Raw genomic sequence first — 18,454 nt, 5'->3', positions numbered from 1 at the left:
CCGGTGACACTCCCGGCCCCGGCGGCACGGACGCCGCCGGGCCGGGGCGCGGGATGTACGGACGTCAGCCGGCCACCTCGTAGCCGGCCTCCTTGATCGCGGCGCGGACGGCCGCGTCGTCGAGGGGGTCGGCGGTGACGTCCACCCGGCCGGACTCCAGGTCGACCTCGACCGCGGTGACGCCGGGGACCTCGCCGACCTCTTCCTTGACCGAGCTCACGCAGTGGCCGCAGGTCATGCCGGTGACGGTGTAGGTGGCGACGCTCATGATGGCTCCGATCTCGATGATCTCAACGGCCCGATACTACCCCCCCAGGGTATCAATCAGCCCGCGGTGCGACCGACGATCTCGCGCAGATCGGAGACGCCGTGCCGGCGCATGCGGCGGGCGAGCCCCCGGTGGACGCGGTACGCCCACAGCGGCCCGTGGTAGATCAGGCCGGTGTAGCCCTGGACCAGGGTCGCCCCGGCGAGCAGGCGCTCCCAGACGTCGTCGACGTCCTCGACGCCGCCGACGGAGACGAGCGTGAGCCGGTCGCCGACCCGCGCCCGGAGCCGGCGCAGCACCGCCAGCGACCGGGCCTTCAGCGGACGCCCGGACAGGCCGCCGGTCTCGGTGCTGGAGACGCCCTCGCGCCCGATCGTGGTGTTGGTCGCGATGATGCCGTCGAGCCCCAGCTCCAGGGCCAGGTCGGCGACCGCGTCCACGTCCTCGTCGGCCAGGTCGGGGGCGATCTTGACGAGCAGCGGGGTGCGCTTCGGGGTGCCGTCCGCGACCTCCTTGACCACCGCCAGCAGCGGGCGCAGCAGCTCGACGGCCTGGAGGTTCCGCAGGCCGGGGGTGTTGGGCGAGCTGACGTTGACGACCAGGTAGTCGGCGAGCGGGGCCAGTTCCCTCGCACTCGCCACGTAGTCGGCCGCGGCCTCCGCCTCGGGGACGACCTTGGTCTTGCCGATGTTGACCCCGACGACCGCCGGGACGCCGCGGGTCCTGCCCAGCGCCCGGGCCGCGGCGGCCGCACCCGCGTTGTTGAAGCCCATCCGGTTGATGATCGCCCGCTCCCGGATCAGCCGGAAGAGCCGGGGCCTGGCGTTGCCCGGCTGGGCGTGCGCGGTGATCGTGCCCACCTCGACGTGGCCGAAGCCGAGCGCCGACATGGCCTCCACGCACCCGGCGTCCTTGTCGAAGCCGGCCGCCAGCCCGAAGGGGCCCGGGAAGTGCACGCCGAACGCCTGCACGCGGAGCGCCGGGTCGCGCGGGGCGAGGCGGCGGTGGACCGCCTTCTTGACCACCGGCGCCGCGGAGAGGAGACGGAGCGCGCCGACCGTCAGATGGTGCGCATCCTCCGGGTCGAGACGGCTGAGCAGCTGGGTGAAAAGGAATCGATACATCACCGGCCAGGTTAGTCCCCCGGCCGGGCGCCGCCCGCGCCGACCGGCCCCTCGCCGAGCACCTCGGCCGCCAGGTCGGCGACCTTGCGGCGGCTGTCCCTGGCCCGCTTGCGCAGCCCGGTGAACGCCTGGGCGGCGGTGAGGTCGTGCTTGCCCATCAGGTAGCCGATGGCGCGCTCGATGAGGACCCGGTAGTCGAGGGCGTGCTGGAGCTGACCGGCCAGGACGCTCTTCTCCTCGGCCGCCGTCGCGGCGGTGAGCAGCTGCTCGATCACATCGGCGTAGGCGTGCAGGGTCTGGACGTCGGCCCCGGTCCACGCGTAGGGGGTGGACTGGTAGACGTTCAGCGTGCCCACCGGTCGGCCGCCGAGCCGTACGGGCACCCCGGCGACCGCCCGCACCCCGGGGTGGAGCCGTACGGCCAGCTCCGGCCAGCGCGGATCCGTGCGCACGTCGGCGCAGGTGATCGCCGTGTCCTGCTCGTAGGCGGACACGCACGGGCCCTGGCCGAGGTGGAGCTGGGCTCCCTCCAGGCTGCGCCCGGGGTCGTCGGTGGCGACCAGGTAGCGCAGTTCCTTGCCCTCCTCGGCGAACATCAGACCCGCGCCCGAATAGCCCAGCAACGTGTCCACGACCCCGACGGCCCGTTCGAGCTGCTGGACGATCCCCGTCTCGGGGGCCTCCGCACGGGCCCGCCGCAGACCCGCGACCAATGCTTCCGGATCGAGATACGACATGTGCGCTACGCCTTTCGCCGTGACGTCCCACCACCTGACTCGGGATCCCCGGCTGCCCAGAAACGGAGGATTCATGGGCGGGAATTCACCGGACCGTGACCGCCGGTCCCGCGGACGGCGGCTCGGGACCGGCCCGAGGCCCGGTTCGGGACCGGCCCGGGGCCCGGTTCGGGGAGCGGCTCGGGACCGGTTCGGAGCGGCCGGAGGATCCGGCAACCGGCGTCAATGCGGCGTTAAGAATTCGGCAAGTGAAGATCGGCACGCTGTTCGCATGAACATTCCTTCACGTTCCACCGCCGTCCGCCGCCGCCGCACCCTGGCCCACGTCGTGCTGCGCGACCTGGCGGAGACCGGGCACACCACCGTCCCGCCATGGTGGGAGGACGAGATCGCACGCGAGTTCGGCGGGCTGGACGGGTTCCTGGCGGAGCTGAGCCGCCAGTGGTGGACGGCCTACGCCGTGCACCTGGACGCGCTGATCGAACTCGGCGCGGGGGATCCCGGGCAGGCGTGGGCCGACGTGACGGAGCAGCTGCCGTACCTGCGGCTCGTGCTCGACGCCTATGCCGGTGAACCCGCCCTCGCCGAGGCCGAGCGCCGCCACTGCGACGTGCTGCGCTGGACCGCCCGCCGGGAGGCACGGCACGCCGCCTGAGCCGCCCGCCACGGGATACGACGCGCCGCCTGAGCCGCCCGCCACGGGATACGACGCGCCGCCTGAGCCGCCCGCCACGGGATACGACGCGCCCGGCAGTCACCGAGGGCCCGGTGCGCCGATCCGGCCGCCCGCGGGGAAGACCCGGCAGCTCGGAGCCGTCCGCCGGCAGGTCCGGCACGCCGCCCGGGTCCCGATCGCGTCCCCGTTTCCGCGCATGGACGCGTCTCAGCGGGTAGCCATTGACGATGGTCGCTTTCCTCGAACACCAGGACTCGGATCGCCGTCTGGGCATGCGGCTCACCGTCGCGGTGGTGGCCGTGGCGCTGTTCTCGGCACCGTTCGTCCTGCTGCTGGCACTGGTGGTCTCGTCCTTCTCCCCGCTCAACGACTTCGATCAGCGGATCGCCGAGCGGGCGCACGCGCACACGCTCTCCCAACCCGGCTACGGGGACTTCCTCAACGTGGCGACGGAGGTGTTCGGCCCGACGACATGGCGCGTCCTGATGGTGCTGGCCGCGATCTGGCTCTGGCGCCGGGGGCGGCGGCGCCTGGCCGTCTGGACCATCGTCACGATCACCGTCAGCGGCCTGCTGAACCTCGCGGTCAAGGAGCTCGTGGACCGGGCCCGGCCGGCGCTGCCCGACCCGATCTCCTGGGCGCCGGGCGCGTCCTTCCCCTCCGGACACGCGATGGCCGCGGCGACGGGGGCGAGCATGGCCGTACTCCTCCTGCTCCCCTTCCTGCGGAGCCGGGCCGCCCATCTGGCCGCCTGGGGCTGCGCCGCGGCCGTCACCGCGTTCGTGGCCTACAGCCGGGTGGCGCTCGGCGTGCACTGGGTGAGCGACGTGGTGGCGGGCGTCACCCTGGGGCTGGCGACCGTGGCGGCGACGGCCGCGGGGTACGAGACCTGGCGACGCGACGAGGGCCGCAGGCCCGCCGTGCCGTACGAGGAGGGCGTGGAGCCGGAGATGGAGGAGGACGGCCGGGAGAGTCCCGGCCGCGCGGAGTGAACGCCTCGCGGACGTTCCCGCGGTCGTTTTCGGGGTAGTCCGCGCCCCATGTCGAAATTGCCGATCGATGTCCGGGGCGCCGTACGGCTCATCCTGCTCCCGCTCTCCCTCATGGCCGCCCTGACGGTCGGCGTCGGGCTGCTGATCACCAAGGTGCTGGAGCCGACGACCATCGGCGCGAACGACCGCGGGGTCAACGAGGAGATGGCCCGGGAGCGCACGACCTTCTGGAGCGACGTCACCGACGTGGTCTCCGACCTGTCGGACACCCCGGTGATCGTCGGCGCCACCGCCGTGCTCGTGATCGTGTTCCGGCTGGCCTTCAAGCGCTGGAACGAGTCGCTCTTCCTGGTGACGGCCGTCTGGTCGCAGTCGCTGATCTTCCTGCTCTCCACCGTCCTGGCGGAGCGCAAGCGGCCCGCGGTCCAGCATCTGGACCCCGCGCCGCCCACCTCCAGCTTCCCCTCCGGGCACACCAGTGCGGCGGTCGCCTTCTACTGCGGCGTCGCGCTGGTGCTCACCCTGCACACCCACCGCCACAGGATCCTGAGTGTGCTGTGGTGGCTGGTCGGCCTGGGCGTCCCGCTCGGGATCGCCTACTCGCGGATGTACCGCGGCATGCACCACCTGAGCGACGTGAGCTGGGGCTTCCTGCTCGGCCTGGTCTGCGTCGCGGTGGCCGCCAACGCGCTGCTCCTGCGCCCGCGGCGCCGGGAGCGGAACGCGGCGGGATCCGGAGGACTCAGAACAGCTCGTACGGCGTAGCCACCATGGCTCCCGCCGCGGTCAGCTCCTCCTCCACCCTCCGGGAGACGACCGCGGCGGGCTCGTCGCCGTCGCAGGCGGCGCGGACCCCCCGGACGAGCGTGACGGCGTGCCCGCGCGCCAGCGCCGCCAGGGAGGTCTCCCGGACGGACCGCTCGCTCCGCATCCCGGCCACCACGACCGAGGCCACCGGCGGGAGCACCCAGGCCAGGTCGGTCCCGTCGAACGCGTCCGGCGCGTGCCCGTCGATCACGTGCTCCCCGGGCAGCGCCTCGTGGACCGGCTCCCCACCGGGCGTCCCGGAACGGCCGGGATCACCCGCGGAGCCGTCACCGCGGACGAAGACAACGGGGGCCCCGGCGGCACGGGCACGTTCCAGCAGCACGGCGATCGTGTCCGCGGCCGACCGCTCATCGGGCGCCGCTCCGGCCCCCGGCGCGGGCGTCCGGAGCGGGCTGCGCCGGGCGTCGAACACGAGAAGGACTTGTCTCACATGTGAACTCTAGTTCGAAACACCGATCCGGGGAAGCGTTTCGGCCGCTCCGTACGCGACGGGACTCGTCATCGGGTGCGGGGCGATCCCGCCGGGGCGGATCGAGGCGGGGGCGCACCGGCTCGCGGAGTGCTTCCGGGACGCCGCGCACCGGTGAGGGGAGCCGCTTGATCCGCTTAACACGCCGGTGAGGGAAACCGCTTGCCGGTACCCACCCGACCGGCGATCATCGTCTGGGCGGACACCACCGACCGGACCGCGTCCCCGCCCGGCGGACGACACGGAGGAGTCCCCGCCCGGCGGACGACACGGAGGAGCGGACAGCGCATGGACATCATCGACCCCGGGGTGAGCGACTACCTGCTCTCCCACTGCACCCCCGCCGACGACCTGCTGCGCGAGCTGGCCGCCGAGACCCGGGAGGCGTTCCCCCGCTCCGCGGGCATGCAGATCTCCCATGACGAGGGCGAACTGCTCACCATGCTCGTCCGGCTCACCGGCGCACGGCACGCCGTCGAGGTGGGGGTGTTCACCGGCTACTCGTCGATCTGCATCGCCCGGGGGCTGTCCGAGGGCGGCCGCCTGCTGGCGTGCGACGTCAGCGAGGAGTGGACGTCGATCGCCCGGCGCTACTGGAAGCGGGCCGGCGTCGCCGACCGGATCGACCTGCGGATCGCCCCCGCACTGGAGACGCTCCGCGCGCTGCCCGCCGAGCCGCACCTCGACTTCGCGTTCGTCGACGCCGACAAGACCGGCTACCCGCTCTACTACGAGGAGCTGGTCCCCCGGCTCCGGCCGGGCGGGCTGATCGTCCTGGACAACGTGCTGCGGGCGGGCCGCGTGCTCGACCCGGGCTGCCAGGACGAGGGCGACGCGGCCATGCGCCGGATGAACGCGACCGTCGTCGCGGACGGCCGCGTCGACTCGGTGATGCTGCCCGTGCGCGACGGCGTCACCCTCGCCCGCAAGCGCTGACCCCGTCGGCCCGGACCGCAGAGCGCTGACCCCGTCGGCCCGGACCGCAGAGCGCTGACCCCGTCGGCCCGGACCGCAGAGCGCTGACCCCGTCGGCCCGGACCGCAGAGCGCTGACCCCGTCGGCCCGGAGCGGGGGCGCTCCGCCTGCCGGAATGCCGCCGTCCGGCGTGAATCTCCTGTGAGATCGGCACGGCCGGGCCTGCCGTCCGGCCCGTGCACCGCCGCGGCGCCCGGTCCGAACCGGGGACCTCACAGAGAGCTCACAGAACCTCTCACGGGCCGTCCAGCCGCCCGGCCCAGGATCGGTCACATGATCGAGTTACGGCGATTGACCAAACGCCACGGCCGGACCACGGCGGTGAGCGACCTGAGCTTCGACGTCAGACCGGGTGCGGTCACCGGTTTCCTCGGCCCGAACGGCGCGGGCAAGACCACCACGATGCGGATGATCCTGGGCCTGGACGCGCCGACGAGCGGCACGGCCACGATCCGCGGACGCCGGTACGCCGACCTCCCCTTCCCGATGCGCGAGGTCGGCGCGCTGCTGGACGCCCGCGCCGCGCACCCGAACCGGAGCGTGCGCGCCCATCTGCTGTCCCTGGCGCAGAGCAGCGGCATCGCGCGGAGCCGGGTCGACGAGGTGCTCGGCGCCGTCGGCCTCTCCCGGGTCGCCGGCCGGCGGGCGGGCGACCTGTCCCTGGGCATGAGCCAGCGACTCGGCATCGCCGCGGCCCTGCTCGGGGACCCGGCCGTGCTGGTGTTCGACGAGCCGGTCAACGGGCTCGACCCGGAGGGCGTCGTGTGGATCCGCACCCTCATGCGCGACCTCGCCGCGGAGGGCCGGACGGTGCTGGTCTCCAGCCACCTGATGAGCGAGACGGCGCTGACCGCCGACCACCTGGTCGTCATCGGCCGGGGTCGGCTGCTCGCCGACGCCGGGCTCGACGCGTTCATCCGCGCGAACTCGCGGGAGACCGTCCTGGTGCGCACCCCGGACGCAGAGGAGCTCGCCCACCGGCTGCGCGACGCCGGCGGGACCGTACGGCCCGGCGTCGCACAGGCGCCGGACGCCCTGGTGGTGACGGGGATGGAGAGCGCGGTGATCGGGAAGGTCGCGATGGCGCACGGGGTGGTGCTGCACGAGCTGACGCCGCACCGGACCTCCCTGGAGGAGGCGTACATGGAGCTCACCCGCGACAGCGTGGAGTTCGGCGGCGCGGAGTCCGGCCCGGAGGGGGAGCGATGACGGCCCTCCGTCCCGTCGCCCCGCGCCCGGGGACGACGCCGGGTCCCGCCGCCGTCCTGCGCTCGGAGTGGACCAAGTTCCGCACCGTCCGCGCCACCGTGGGCACGCTGGCCGGCGCCTTCGTGGTCGTCGTCTGCTACGGCCTGCTGTTCGGCACCGCGAACGGCAGGGAGTACCTGGGCGCCCCGCCCGGGGAGCAGGCCTCCTTCGACCCCCGCCAGACCGCGTTCCGCGCCCTCATGCTCGCGCAGCTGCTCGTCAGCGCCGCGGGGGCGCTCACCGTCACCTCCGAGTACGCCTCGGGGACGATGCGGACCAGCGTGACCGCCGTGCCCCGGCGGGGGCGCCTCCTGGCGGGCAAGGCGGCCCTCGTCGCCCTGCTCATGCTGCCCTGCGGGCCGTTGCTCGCGCTCGCGTCCTTCCTGACCAGCCAGGCGACGCTCACCGCCCAGGGCGCCCCCGGCCTCGCCCTGACGGATCCGGGCGTGCCGGGCGCGATCGCCGGCGCCGGGCTGTACATCACCCTGATCGGCCTGTACGGCGTCGCCATGGGGTTCCTGCTCCGCAGGACGGCGGGAGCGGTCACCCTCGGCACGTTCCTGCTGATCCTGCCCGCGATGGCCTCCCTGTTCCCCGAATGGCTGGCCCGGGCGGTCCTGACGTACTGGCCGACCTCCGCGGGCGCCCAGCTCTTCTGGGCCGGACTGAACGCCGACGGACTCCCGCCCCGGGCCGGGTTCGCCGTACTCGCCGCGACCGTGCTCGCCCTGCTGCTGGCCGCGTCGGCCCTCTTCCGCGCACGGGACGTCTGACGCCCGCACCGGGTCCCGCCGGGCTCCGGAGGCGCGCGTGGGGAGGGGCGCCCGCACCGGGAAGGCGCCCCTGCCGGTTCGGAGCCCGCACCGGGAGGAACGCCCGTACCGGAGCCCGGAGCCCGCACCGGGAAGGCGCCGTACGGAGCCCATGCCGGGTCCCGCGAACCGCGCCGCTCCCTATCCTCGGAGGCGGCACACCCGCCCCGGGCGGAACGCCTCCGGAAGAGAACACCGGCGTTGGAGGGAGACCGATGGACGGGAACCGGTTGCTGGTGGTCGACGACGAGCCCGTGGTGCGGGAGCTGCTCTCGGCCACCCTGCGCTTCGCCGGATACACGGTCGGCTCCGCCGCCACCGGATCCGAGGCGCTGGACGCCGCCCGGCACGAACCTCCCGACCTGGTGCTGCTGGACGTGATGCTGCCGGACATGGACGGCTTCGAGGTCGTCCGCCGCCTCCGGGAGCTCCCCCGGCCGCTGGGCGCCGGTCGCCCGGGCCGGATCCCCGTGCTGTTCCTCACCGCCCGCGACGCCGCGGCGGACAAGGTCAACGGGCTCCGGCTGGGCGGCGACGACTACGTGACGAAGCCGTTCGACCTGGAGGAGCTGCTCGCCCGGATCCAGGCCGTGCTCCGCCGCACCGGGCCCGCGCCCGACGACCGGACGCTGCGCGCGGGTGACCTGGAGGTCGACCCCGACGGCCACCAGGTCCTCAAGGCCGGCCGCCCGGTACGGCTCTCGCCCACGGAGTTCCGGCTGCTGCACTATCTGATCCTGAACACGGGGAGGGTGGTCTCCAAGGCCCAGATCCTGGAGCACGTCTGGCAGTACGACTTCGCGGGCGACTCCAGCATCGTCGACACCTACGTGAGCTACGTGCGGCGCAAGGCCGACACCACCGACCCCAAGCTCATCCACACCGTGCACGGTGTCGGATACGTCCTGCGCAGGCCCAGGACGTGAGCGCCGTCCCCGGAGCCGGACCCTGGCGCGGGCGCGGACGGGAACGGCACGGCGCGGACGGGAACGGCACGGACGCGGACCTCGACGGGACGGACGCGGACCTCGACGGGACGGGATCGACATGAGCGCATCGGCCGACGCGGGCAGGATCCGAACGGGCGCACCGGCGGGATCCCGGGCCGGACGGCGGTCCGGGGGCCTCTCACTCCGCGGGCGCCTCCTGCTGATCGCCTCGGCTCTGCTGGCGGTGGGTCTGCTGGTCAGCGGCACGGTCGCGATCGCCACCCTCCGCGCCCACCTGGTCGACCGCGTGGACGAGCAGCTGAGACCGCTCGCGACGCTGCTGGCGCGTCTCCCCGCCGCCCTCCTCGGACGGTCCCCGGCCGACGAGGGCGACGGAGTCCTGCCGGCGCTTCCCGGCATGGGTCTGATCGACCAGGTGCACGTCGCCCACCTCGCCCCGGACGGGACCGTCCTGGACCGGGGGAACCTGTCGGCCCGGGGCTCGGGCGATACTCCTCGGCTGCCTACGCTCGACGCCGGAGCCGTCGCCCGGCTCTCCGGACGACCCTTCGACGCTCCCGGGTGGACGGGCACCGCGAACTGGCGGGTGATCGTGGTGCCGCGGACCGGACCGCACCCGTCCCCGGGACGGCCGGCCTCGGAACGGCCGGCCTCTGCGGAGAACGGTGCCGTCGTCGTGGCCGCGCCGTTGAACGGCGTGCGGTCCACGATCACCCGCCTCGCTCTGGTCTGCCTGGTCACCGCGGTCGTGCTGCTGGCTCTGCTGACCGGTGCCGGCTGGTTCGCCGTGGGCAAGGGACTGCGGCCGCTGCGCGAGATCGAGGAGACCGCGGCGGCCATCGCCGGAGGCGACCTGTCCCGGCGGGTGCCCGGCACGGCCCCGCCGGGCACCGAGGTGGGCCGCCTGTCGGCCGCGCTCAACGGCATGCTCGGCCAGCTCGAGACGGCCTTCGCCGAGAGGGAGGCGTCGGAGGCCCGGATGCGGCGCTTCGTCGCGGACGCCAGCCATGAACTGCGCACACCGCTCTTCGGCATCAAGGGCTTCTCCGAGCTGCACCGGATGGGCGGCCTGCCCGACACCGACCGGGCGATGAGCCGGATCGAGAGCGAGGCGTCCCGCCTGGCCCGGCTGATCGAGGACCTGCTCCTGCTGGCCCGGCTGGACGAGGGCGAGAGCGTCCTGCCGATGAATCTCGCACCCATGGACCTGCGCACACTCGCCGCCGACGCCCGCCACGACCTGCACGCCCTGGACCCCGCCCGCCGGGTCACGCTGACCGGCCCGGACGGAGGTCCTCCGTCGGCGGCCCCGGTCCACGGCGACGAGGCTCGGCTCCGGCAGGTGACGAGCAACCTCGTCGGCAACGCGGTCGCCCACACCCCGCCGGGCACCCCGGTGCGGATCGGCGTCGGCACGGCCGGGGACGAGGCCGTGCTCGTCATCGAGGACACCGGCCCCGGAATGACCGCCGAGCAGGCGGCCCGCGTGTTCGACCGCTTCTACCGCGCGGACGCCTCGCGCAGCCGCGCCACGGGCGGTGGAACGGGCCTGGGCCTGTCCATCGCCCGCTCCGTCGTCACCGCCCACGGCGGCCGGGTGGAGCTCCGTACGGCCCCCGGCCGGGGCGCCGCCTTCCGGGTGGTCCTCCCCGTCGCGGACCCGGGACCAGCGGGACCGCCGCCGGGCGGCTGACCCGGCGGCCCGCGACGGGCGGGGATGACGCGTGCCTAAACCGCCGCGGGTTCCCACTCCTCAGAAAGGCACGGCAGGCGGGCCGCGCGGTAGAGCACGACGATCAGGGCCACGAGGGCCGCGAACCAGACGATGGGCAGGACGACCCCTGGATCCGCGTAGCCGTACCCGGCCGGCACGCCGAGCGCTCCCAGGCCGGCCACGGCCCAGCGCAACACGTCGAGGAGGCCGGCCCTGGAGACGTCTCCGCAGAAGCGGATCCGCCTGATGACGGCGTCGGCCGCCAGCCAGACGGTGATCAGGGCGCCCACCGTGCCGGCGACGCCCATCATGTGTCCGACAGGTGAATCCATCAGGGGACGATCCTCATCCACGAAATACGTGGCCATGATGACCAGCGAGGTCCAGACCATGGTGACGGCGGCGAGCCCGACCCGGCTGAAGGGGTCATCGACGGTTCGCCGCAGCGCGGACGCCCCCGACGCGCACAGAGCCCACCCGACGGGGTCGAGCAGCAGGTCGAAGCCGTTGATACGGAGGGCGCCGAAGGCGAGAACGAAACCGGTGGCGATCTTCGTGACGGGTCGCATGCGCCATGGCCTTCCAGGTGTGTCGTCGTCCGGCGGGTCCGGGGACGGGTCCGCCGTCAGAACAGGTCCGGGTTCACCGCGTCGCTGCAGACCTTGACGGCGAGGCCGCGCTGCCAGGCGATCGGGAGCCTCTCCTCGGGGCCCGTCACCCACCACGAGTTCCAGGTGACCTCCGCCGACCCCGAGCCGATCCAGGTGCGGTAGGTGAAGCCGACCGGCTGGGGCTCGTGTGGCACGGCCGCGCAGTCGGTGATGACGACACGCCTCTCCAGGGTCTCGTAGCCACCGCTTTCCACGGTGACCACCGAACGCTCGCCTTTCTTCTCGTCGGCGGGCAGCAACCGGAGACCCGGAATTTCCATCGAGATGCCGGTGAGTGTGAAGGAGGCCGGCCCTTCGTTCTCCAGCTCGATGAGCACCACGGCCGAAAGCACGCCGTTCTCGTCCACCTGGGCATGGAGGAAGAAATCGTCGACACTCCAGCGGATGTACGGAGTGACGGCCCCCGACCACCACAGGAACGCCGACAGGATCACCAGCGACAGGAAACCGGAGACCGCGACCAGCGACAACTGGCGCATATGCCTGCCACGCCATGTAGCAACACCGAATTGCTGCCATATGTCGCCTGAATCCATGATCTAAAACCATATATGGTGTCGTGTCGTGACGATATCCCCGGCGGTCCTCTGGGCGGTCGCCGCGGCCGCCATACTCGTGGCGGCCGTACCGGTCACATCCGAACGGCTCACCAGGTTCACCGCGCTGACCGGTCTCTCCGTCACCCCGGCCAACGCCCGCCGGGTCATCGACCACTTCACCGCCCTGCGCCGGTGGCGGTTGGTCTCCCTCGCCCCGGCCGTTCCCCTGGCCTGCCTCACCGACGACCCGTTCTACCTGGTCGTGGGCTGGTGTGCCGTCTCCGTCCTCCGTGACGTACGGTCGCCGAGCCGGGCACCGCACCTCCACGGCGGCATGAGGATCTACCGGAGGGCGTGGCTGCTCGGTCTGGGCGGAGCCGTGGTGGCCGCCGCCCATCAGCTGCTGGACAGGGGGGCCACACCGACGTGGCTGGCCCATGCCGCCGTCGTCGTCGCCGTGGCGGTGGCCGTACCGCTCGCCGCCCGGAACCCGGCCGCCGGACCGGCGCCCGACACGACGGATGACACGGCACTCGACACGGCACTCGACACGGCGGATGACACGGCGGATGACACCGCCCGGGCCGAACTCGCCGTCCGCCGCTGGTCGACGCGGGCGCTCTATCTCGCGGGAACCGCGATCGTGCTGGCGGGCGCGCTGCTCACCCCCGGCCAGCCGCCCCGGCGCGAACTGCCCGAGTACTCGATGCCCCGATCGTTCCCTGAGCACACGGCCGTGTTCACGACGGTGGAGAACCACAAGGGACCCACCTGCCCGTGGTTCGACGAGATGGACGCTCCCTGCCGATCGTGGCTGGTGAACGAGGAGCCGTTCCCGCAGGCCGCGCCGTACGTCGTCAGAAAGGGCGGAGCACCCGGGCGGGCGCCGTTCGCGGTCCGCCCCGACGAGAAGGCCGTCGTCTATCTGGACAGGCACAGCCGCCGCATGATGTATCAGGACGCCGGGGGCGTCCACCCCCTCACCGGCCGCCTGGCCGACACCGAAGTGCCCGTGACCACGTTCGCCGGTCAGAACAGGTACGTCGCCCTGACCGGGGAGGGCGGCACGCGGATCACCGACACCGAGACCTGGAAGACGGTGTCGGTCCCCGGTGTCCGGCGGGTCCACGACCTCAACCGGAGCGGGATCGTGGCCACGACGGCCACCCGGGTGCTCGTGCTCGACCATCGGGGCAGGACCCGGATGAGCATCCCCCTCAGGAAGCTGCCGCAGGACGCTTCCGAGGACACCTACCACCTCCGGCGGGACGGCGAGCGCTTCGTGGTCATCCGGCATTACGAAGGGCGCGTCGAGACCTACGATCCGGAGACCGGCGATCGGCTGTCCCGGGTCACGCCCGAGTTCCCCGGTGACGACTTCGTCGACGTCGGCCTCGGCTGGTCGAAGCAGGGCCGTTTCCTGCTCCGCGGCTACGAGAGCGAACGCGTCTACAGCCTCGACCTGATGACCGGAGAGCTCCTGAGACGCGGAAAGTGAACGCGGACGGAGAGGCTCGCACGCCGCCGTGAGGCCGCCGCCGAACTCGACGCGGAACGCCCCGCGCCCGCGCCGGATCATGCGATCACCTCGGATCGGGCCGGAGCGTGAAAGTTTCAGCGCCGGTTGACGGATGTGAGGCGGCCGTCCACGATCATCTTGCCTCCGGTCAGGGGGGGCGTCGAGTGAATACCGCTTCCCACTGCGAGGTGCGCCGATGCCGAGAACCCTGTTACGGACCGTGTCCGCCGTCCTGCTGACGCTGGCCGCCCTGAACGCCCCTGCGGCGCACGCCGAGGAGGGCGCCCCGGTCGCGGTGACCGTCAACGCCCGCGCCGCGCTGGCCCCGGTCCCCGAGACCGGCATCGGCACCAACCACGCGATCTGGGACAGCCGCCTGGGCACCGACGAGACCGCCGACCTGCTCAAGGACGCGGGCGTGAAGCTGCTGCGCTATCCCGGCGGCTCGTACTCCGACATCTACCACTGGGCCGACCACACCGCTCCCGGCGGGTACGTGGCCCCCGACACCGACTTCGACACCTTCATGCGCGGCGTCCGGCGCACCGGGGCGCAGCCGATGGTGACCGCCAACTACGGCACCGGGACGGCGCAGGAGGCCGCCGCCTGGGTGCGGTACGCCAACGTCACCAAGGGCTACGGCGTCACGTACTGGGAGATCGGCAACGAGAACTACGGCAACGGCCGCTACGGCACCGCCTGGGAGGCGGACGAGCACGCCGACAAGAGCCCGGCCGAGTACGCCCGCCACGTCGTCGCCTACGCCGACGCGATGAAGGCCGTCGACCCGACCATCAAGATCGGCGCGGTGCTGACCACTCCGGCCGACTGGCCCGACGGACTGGTCGCCGAAGGTGACGCCGGAACCTGGAACGAGGTCGTCCTGTCGGCCGCCGGATCGAAGATCGACTTCGTGATCCTGCACTGGTACCCCGGCGCCCTCGACAAGGCCGCGCACATCCCCGACATGATCCGCCTCACCCGGCGGCAGATCGCGAAGCACGCGGGGCCCGGCTCCGAGCGGATCGGCATCGCGATGACCGAGTTCAACACCGGCAGCAGCAGCAACGGCACGAACACCCAGCCCGGCGCGCTGGCCGCCGCCGACGCCTACGCGACGCTGCTGGCGAACGGGGTCTTCACCGTCGACTGGTGGAACGTCCGCAACGGCATCGGCAACGTCACGCAGGTCGAGGGGCACACCGACTACGGCGACTTCGGACTGCTGTCGAGCGGGACGTGCACCTCCGACGGCAGCGTCTGCGAACCGCAGGTGAACACGCCCTTCGCGCCGTACTACGCGCTGCAGATGGTGAGCAGGTTCGCCCGCCCCGGCGACCGGTTCGTCCGGGCCGCGACCGACCAGGCGAAGGTCGCCGCGCACGCCGTGCGCCGCGCCGACGGCGGCCTGGCCGTCCTGCTGATCAACACCTCGTCCGACACGTCCTACCCCGTCACGATCGACTACGCCGGCTTCAGCCCGGCGGCCGGGGCCCCCACCGTGCTGACCCACACCAACGGCGCCACGGCCGTCACCAGCGCGACCGCGGGCAGCGCGACCGACCGGACGCTGCCCCCGCTCTCGATGACCACGATCGTCCTGCGGCCCGCCACCGCCCCGACCGGTCTGCCCGGCACACCGGGACAGCCGGTCGTCTCGGACGTGACGGACAGGGCCGCCACGATCTCCTGGCCCGCCGCCTCCGCCGGCGCGCACCCGGTGGTGAAGTACGAGGTCCACCGGCAGAACGGAGCCGTCAGCGAGCAGCTCGGCGAGACCGCCGGCACCTCGCTCACCGTGGGCAACCTGAAGCCGGGCACGGACTACACGGTCAACGTGATCGCGCGGGACGGCGGCGGCGGCGCCTCGCCGCCCTCCGCCCCTCTGACGTTCACCACCGGCACGCCCGCCTCCGGCCCGTGCTCGGTACGGCTGGCCAAGCAGTCCGACTGGGCCAGCGGCTACGTCGGCGCCATCGAGATCACCAACCACGGTGCGCCGATCAACGGGTGGACCCTGGACTTCAGCTGGCCCCGGGCGTGGCAGAGCCTGGGCAGCGGCTGGAGCGCCGTCTGGACACAGGACGGACGGGACGTCAGGGTCGTCAACGACTCCGGCAACGGCTCACTGCCCACCGGCGGATCGACCACGGTCGGCTTCGTCGGCAACTACAGCGGCCCGAACGTGCTGCCCGCCGTCTTCACCCTCAACGGAACCGTCTGCACGACCCGGTAGCGGCGCCCGGAGGCCGCCGTCCGCCACGACGGACGGCGGCCCCGGTCGCGGGCCCCGCGTCCGCCCGGGCAGCCGCCCGACGCCGGATCTCCCCGATCACCGCTGTCCCCAGAGAACGGGAAAGCCCCGAACGGTGATCGTTCGGGGCTTCTGTGCTGCTCAGCTGATGTGGTCAGGGGCGGGGTCGAACCGCCGACCTTCCGCTTTTCAGGCGGACGCTCGTACCGACTGAGCTACCTGACCTCGGTGGTGGATCGAACACCTACCAGAGCGGTCCTGACGGGACTTGAACCCGCGACCTCCACCTTGACAGGGTGGCGAGCACTCCAAACTGCTCTACAGGACCTTGCTTTTGTCGGAAACTTGCGTTTCCGTTCTTTCTGCCTCGCTTAGCTTACCAGCTCTTCGGAGGTCTTCGACCTGCCGTTTCCCTGGTGAGCTTTCGCTCGACCGTGCCCCCAACGGGATTCGAACCCGTGTCGCCGCCTTGAAAGGGCGGTGTCCTAGGCCACTAGACGATGGGGGCTCAGGATTCTCATCCCGTTCCGTCGCCGTCTTCCGCTGGAGACCTCTGAAGCATAGGGGACGTTTGCCCCTGATGCCAAAGCGGCTTCCCGGATCACGGCGTCATCACGGCGTCGCGGTGCCGACGGGCGAACCCGTCGGGGACGGGGCGATCGTCGGCTCCGGTGAAATTGTACGCCCCGGGTCGTTCTCGACGTGACGCTGGATCTGCACCGACTGCTCGCCCAGCCCTCCGAGGGTGATGTCGTCCCAGGCCCGCAGGCGGCGCGTCTCCCGGTCGAAGTACAGGACCGAGGCCATGACCGGGGTGGGCTCGTCGTGCTCCAGGGCGCGCAGCCCGGCGCCGCCGGTCGAGCCCTGGACCAGCACGCGGGTGCCCGAGGGGAGCAGTTCGGTGGAGCGGGCGTGGGAGTGGCCCGTCAGGACCATGGGCGCCGAGCCGGAGAACCCCTTGGCGATCGTCGGGTCGTGCACCGCCACCAGGTCGACCGGCCCGAGCGCCTGCGACAGCCGTCCGGCGTGGGCGCGGCCGAGGGCGGCGAGGGACTCCAGATCGGAGTCGACCGGCACGGACTTGTCGGGGGTGAACCGGGGGTCGCCCAGCCCGTAGACGCGCAGGCCCGCCACCTCCTCGACCGAGTCGTCCAGGACGATCGCGCCCTTCTGCCTGGCCACCGCCCGCTGGGTGGCCTTGGAGTCGTGGTTCCCGCGGACGAAGACGTACGGCACGCCGAGCCTGCCGATCTCCTCGACGAAGTTGTCCTCGGGACCGGTTCCGTGGTCGGTCAGGTCACCGGTGTCGACCACCGCATCGATCTTGAACTGGGCGGTGACCGAGCGGATGAGGTTCCACGCGATGGGGTTGAGGTGGATGTCGGAGACGTGCAGGACCCGGATCGAGGTGGGGTCGGCGTCGTAGATCGGCAGGGAGGAGACCACGTCGTAGAGCTGGGAGACGTTGTCGACCAGCTTGACGAGCTGCCCGCGGTAGGACTCGAACCTGGTCACGATGGACTCGGCGTCGCCGACCAGGGACGGCGCCCCGGCGAGCAGGCCGGTGTACTCCGGCTCGACCACCGAGTCCGGCCGGAACGTCAGCAGGGCGGTCGTGCCGATGCCGGCGATCATCACGATGCCGGCCAGCAGGCCCGCCAGCGCCGCCCTGAGGCCGCGGAAGACGATGAGGGAGAAGATCAGGGCGCCGGCCAGACCGCAGGCGATGGAGCGCAGGGCCAGGGCGCTCACCCCCTCCCGCAGCTCCTTCTCCAGCAGTGCGGGGAGCCGGTCGGAGAGGCGGGGGTCCTCCAGCATGGCGCGCGCCTGGTTGGAGTCGATGTTCTCCAGGGTGACGCGCAGCCGTACCGGGGCGTCGTGGGTGTCGAACAGCAGGCTGCCCAGCGGGTGGGCGTCGACGACGGTCTCCCCCCGCGGGGACAGCTCCGCGGACATCCCGACGTCCACCGGCCCCACGGTGGCCAGCACCGGGCCGCCCAGGGCCATGCCCAGCCAGACGCCGACGGCCGCGACCACCGAGCCCGCCACGGCGCGCGCGATCAACCGCATCGTCCGCCCCATGGCGACACGGCGGATGGCCTGGGTCCAGCGCGTGAGATGCATGCGTCTTCCTGTCTACCCGAAGTCCCGACAAGTCGGTTACCCGGAAAAGCAGGGCAGAATGACAGTGTGATCGAGGTCTCGCGGGAGAAGTTCGAGGAGCTGGTGGCCGAGGCTCTGGACACGATTCCCCCGGAGCTGACGAACGTCATGGACAACGTCGTGGTGACGGTCGTGGACGACCCCCCGGAGCCCGATCTGCTGGGCCTCTACACGGGCATCCCCCTCACCGAGCGCGGCGACTGGTACGCGGGCGTGCTGCCCGACCGGATCGAGATCTACCGGAATCCCATCTGCGCGATCTGCGAGACCGAGGACGACGTGGTGGAGGAGGTCCAGATCACCGTCGTCCACGAGATCGCCCACCATTTCGGCATCGACGACGACAGGCTGCACGAACTCGGCTGGTGACGCCCGGAACCGGGCGGCGTACGGCGCTGCGGCGGCACGACGACGACCGGGATGGCGACGACCAGAGCGGCGATGGCACGGAGCGACGACGACCGGGGCGGTGCCGGAGCGCCGTCGGCTTCCTGGACGCTCGATAGACGACATTT

18 protein-coding genes and 3 tRNA genes are annotated in these 18,454 nt (G+C 72.4%); 11 read left to right on the top strand and 10 right to left on the bottom strand.

The genetic code is table 11. The features are described from left to right. Positions 1 to 64: 64 nt before the first annotated feature. The 3 genes from HS045_RS10805 to HS045_RS10795 are packed head-to-tail and all read right to left on the bottom strand — an operon-like array spanning position 65 to position 2,129. Positions 65 to 268 carry a heavy-metal-associated domain-containing protein gene (locus HS045_RS10805; RefSeq protein WP_196450926.1) on the bottom strand — a complete coding sequence of 68 codons (204 nt, stop codon included), beginning with the start codon at positions 266 to 268 and terminating at the stop codon, positions 65 to 67. 56 nt (positions 269 to 324) lie between these two features. Beyond that, positions 325 to 1,392, bottom strand: coding sequence for a quinone-dependent dihydroorotate dehydrogenase (locus HS045_RS10800; RefSeq protein ID WP_196450925.1), 1,068 nt, complete (start codon positions 1,390 to 1,392; stop codon positions 325 to 327). A gap of 11 nt (positions 1,393 to 1,403) precedes the next feature. Then, positions 1,404 to 2,129: a GAF and ANTAR domain-containing protein gene (locus HS045_RS10795; protein WP_196450924.1), complete on the bottom strand. Its 726-nt coding sequence runs from the start codon at positions 2,127 to 2,129 to the stop codon at positions 1,404 to 1,406. A 271-nt stretch (positions 2,130 to 2,400) separates the two neighbouring features. Here HS045_RS10795 and HS045_RS10790 point away from each other — a divergent pair, with 271 nt between their 5' ends. From HS045_RS10790 to HS045_RS10780, 3 genes are all read left to right on the top strand, one after another. Beyond that, positions 2,401 to 2,784, top strand: coding sequence for a hypothetical protein (locus tag HS045_RS10790; RefSeq protein ID WP_196450923.1), 384 nt, complete (start codon positions 2,401 to 2,403; stop codon positions 2,782 to 2,784). 248 nt (positions 2,785 to 3,032) lie between these two features. After that, positions 3,033 to 3,797, top strand: coding sequence for a phosphatase PAP2 family protein (locus tag HS045_RS10785; RefSeq protein WP_230883525.1), 765 nt, complete (start codon positions 3,033 to 3,035; stop codon positions 3,795 to 3,797). A gap of 48 nt (positions 3,798 to 3,845) precedes the next feature. Beyond that, complete coding sequence (locus HS045_RS10780; protein WP_196450922.1) at positions 3,846 to 4,562, top strand: phosphatase PAP2 family protein; 717 nt, start codon at positions 3,846 to 3,848, stop codon at positions 4,560 to 4,562. Here HS045_RS10780 and HS045_RS10775 read toward each other — a convergent pair. Beyond that, positions 4,540 to 5,055, bottom strand: coding sequence for an isochorismatase family protein (locus HS045_RS10775; protein ID WP_196450921.1), 516 nt, complete (start codon positions 5,053 to 5,055; stop codon positions 4,540 to 4,542). The genes HS045_RS10780 and HS045_RS10775 overlap by 23 nt on opposite strands. A gap of 327 nt (positions 5,056 to 5,382) precedes the next feature. On the opposite strand from HS045_RS10775, the gene HS045_RS10770 reads away from it, so the two are divergent. The 5 genes from HS045_RS10770 to HS045_RS10750 all read left to right on the top strand — a co-directional run bounded on the left by HS045_RS10770 (position 5,383) and on the right by HS045_RS10750 (position 10,772). Continuing rightward, the gene (locus HS045_RS10770; RefSeq protein ID WP_196450920.1) at positions 5,383 to 6,030 is read left to right on the top strand and encodes an O-methyltransferase; all 648 of its coding nucleotides are present in this window, start codon (positions 5,383 to 5,385) and stop codon (positions 6,028 to 6,030) included. A 312-nt stretch (positions 6,031 to 6,342) separates the two neighbouring features. Then, on the top strand, positions 6,343 to 7,278 hold the full coding sequence (locus tag HS045_RS10765) for an ATP-binding cassette domain-containing protein (protein ID WP_196450919.1): 936 nt from the start codon (positions 6,343 to 6,345) through the stop codon (positions 7,276 to 7,278). Further along, complete coding sequence (locus tag HS045_RS10760) at positions 7,275 to 8,090, top strand: hypothetical protein (protein WP_196450918.1); 816 nt, start codon at positions 7,275 to 7,277, stop codon at positions 8,088 to 8,090. Before HS045_RS10765 ends, HS045_RS10760 begins: the two co-directional genes overlap by 4 nt. 254 nt (positions 8,091 to 8,344) lie before the next feature. Continuing rightward, entirely contained in the window at positions 8,345 to 9,055 is a 711-nt protein-coding gene (locus tag HS045_RS10755; protein WP_196450917.1) for a response regulator transcription factor, read from the top strand. Between the two features lie 121 nt (positions 9,056 to 9,176). After that, positions 9,177 to 10,772, top strand: a complete 1,596-nt coding sequence (locus HS045_RS10750; protein ID WP_196450916.1) for a cell wall metabolism sensor histidine kinase WalK — start codon at positions 9,177 to 9,179, stop codon at positions 10,770 to 10,772. Between the two features lie 35 nt (positions 10,773 to 10,807). On the opposite strand, the gene HS045_RS10745 is transcribed toward HS045_RS10750, so the two are convergent. Both HS045_RS10745 and HS045_RS10740 read right to left on the bottom strand, forming a co-directional pair. Next, entirely contained in the window at positions 10,808 to 11,362 is a 555-nt protein-coding gene (locus HS045_RS10745; RefSeq protein WP_196450915.1) for a hypothetical protein, read from the bottom strand. Between the two features lie 56 nt (positions 11,363 to 11,418). Then, positions 11,419 to 12,000, bottom strand: a complete 582-nt coding sequence (locus HS045_RS10740) for a hypothetical protein (RefSeq protein WP_196450914.1) — start codon at positions 11,998 to 12,000, stop codon at positions 11,419 to 11,421. Between the two features lie 28 nt (positions 12,001 to 12,028). Here HS045_RS10740 and HS045_RS10735 point away from each other — a divergent pair, with 28 nt between their 5' ends. Together HS045_RS10735 and HS045_RS10730 are read left to right on the top strand one after the other, a co-directional pair. After that, entirely contained in the window at positions 12,029 to 13,501 is a 1,473-nt protein-coding gene (locus HS045_RS10735; RefSeq protein ID WP_196450913.1) for a hypothetical protein, read from the top strand. 217 nt (positions 13,502 to 13,718) lie between these two features. Next, complete coding sequence (locus tag HS045_RS10730) at positions 13,719 to 15,758, top strand: cellulose binding domain-containing protein (protein ID WP_196450912.1); 2,040 nt, start codon at positions 13,719 to 13,721, stop codon at positions 15,756 to 15,758. A gap of 169 nt (positions 15,759 to 15,927) precedes the next feature. Here the strand turns inward: HS045_RS10730 and HS045_RS10725 are convergent. From HS045_RS10725 to HS045_RS10710, 4 genes are all read right to left on the bottom strand, one after another. Then, positions 15,928 to 16,001: transfer RNA gene (locus tag HS045_RS10725), tRNA-Phe, on the bottom strand. Between the two features lie 28 nt (positions 16,002 to 16,029). Then, positions 16,030 to 16,104 (bottom strand) — tRNA-Asp (locus tag HS045_RS10720). 107 nt (positions 16,105 to 16,211) lie between these two features. Then, a tRNA-Glu gene (locus HS045_RS10715) sits at positions 16,212 to 16,284 on the bottom strand. Between the two features lie 104 nt (positions 16,285 to 16,388). Next, positions 16,389 to 17,900, bottom strand: a complete 1,512-nt coding sequence (locus tag HS045_RS10710) for a metallophosphoesterase (RefSeq protein WP_196450911.1) — start codon at positions 17,898 to 17,900, stop codon at positions 16,389 to 16,391. A gap of 66 nt (positions 17,901 to 17,966) precedes the next feature. On the opposite strand from HS045_RS10710, the gene HS045_RS10705 reads away from it, so the two are divergent. After that, positions 17,967 to 18,308 (top strand): metallopeptidase family protein, encoded by a 342-nt coding sequence (locus HS045_RS10705; RefSeq protein WP_196450910.1) that lies wholly within the window; start codon positions 17,967 to 17,969, stop codon positions 18,306 to 18,308. Positions 18,309 to 18,454: the final 146 nt, after the last annotated feature.

Source organism: Planomonospora sp. ID82291 (assembly GCF_015711645.1).
Taxonomy (GTDB): Bacteria; Actinomycetota; Actinomycetes; order Streptosporangiales; family Streptosporangiaceae; genus Planomonospora.
This window is presented reverse-complemented; position numbering and strand designations above follow the sequence as displayed.

Excerpts from the sequence above, each read along its gene's own strand:
- HS045_RS10805 (WP_196450926.1), bottom strand. The coding sequence starts at position 268 with ATGAGCGTCGCCACCTACACCGTCACCGGCATGACCTGCGGCCACTGC.
- HS045_RS10800 (WP_196450925.1), bottom strand. The coding sequence starts at position 1,392 with ATGTATCGATTCCTTTTCACCCAGCTGCTCAGCCGTCTCGACCCGGAG.
- HS045_RS10795 (WP_196450924.1), bottom strand. The coding sequence starts at position 2,129 with ATGTCGTATCTCGATCCGGAAGCATTGGTCGCGGGTCTGCGGCGGGCC.
- HS045_RS10790 (WP_196450923.1), top strand. The coding sequence starts at position 2,401 with ATGAACATTCCTTCACGTTCCACCGCCGTCCGCCGCCGCCGCACCCTG.
- HS045_RS10785 (WP_230883525.1), top strand. The coding sequence starts at position 3,033 with ATGGTCGCTTTCCTCGAACACCAGGACTCGGATCGCCGTCTGGGCATG.
- HS045_RS10780 (WP_196450922.1), top strand. The coding sequence starts at position 3,846 with ATGTCGAAATTGCCGATCGATGTCCGGGGCGCCGTACGGCTCATCCTG.
- HS045_RS10770 (WP_196450920.1), top strand. The coding sequence starts at position 5,383 with ATGGACATCATCGACCCCGGGGTGAGCGACTACCTGCTCTCCCACTGC.
- HS045_RS10765 (WP_196450919.1), top strand. The coding sequence starts at position 6,343 with ATGATCGAGTTACGGCGATTGACCAAACGCCACGGCCGGACCACGGCG.
- HS045_RS10760 (WP_196450918.1), top strand. The coding sequence starts at position 7,275 with ATGACGGCCCTCCGTCCCGTCGCCCCGCGCCCGGGGACGACGCCGGGT.
- HS045_RS10755 (WP_196450917.1), top strand. The coding sequence starts at position 8,345 with ATGGACGGGAACCGGTTGCTGGTGGTCGACGACGAGCCCGTGGTGCGG.
- HS045_RS10750 (WP_196450916.1), top strand. The coding sequence starts at position 9,177 with ATGAGCGCATCGGCCGACGCGGGCAGGATCCGAACGGGCGCACCGGCG.
- HS045_RS10745 (WP_196450915.1), bottom strand. The coding sequence starts at position 11,362 with ATGCGACCCGTCACGAAGATCGCCACCGGTTTCGTTCTCGCCTTCGGC.
- HS045_RS10740 (WP_196450914.1), bottom strand. The coding sequence starts at position 12,000 with ATGGATTCAGGCGACATATGGCAGCAATTCGGTGTTGCTACATGGCGT.
- HS045_RS10730 (WP_196450912.1), top strand. The coding sequence starts at position 13,719 with ATGCCGAGAACCCTGTTACGGACCGTGTCCGCCGTCCTGCTGACGCTG.
- HS045_RS10710 (WP_196450911.1), bottom strand. The coding sequence starts at position 17,900 with ATGCATCTCACGCGCTGGACCCAGGCCATCCGCCGTGTCGCCATGGGG.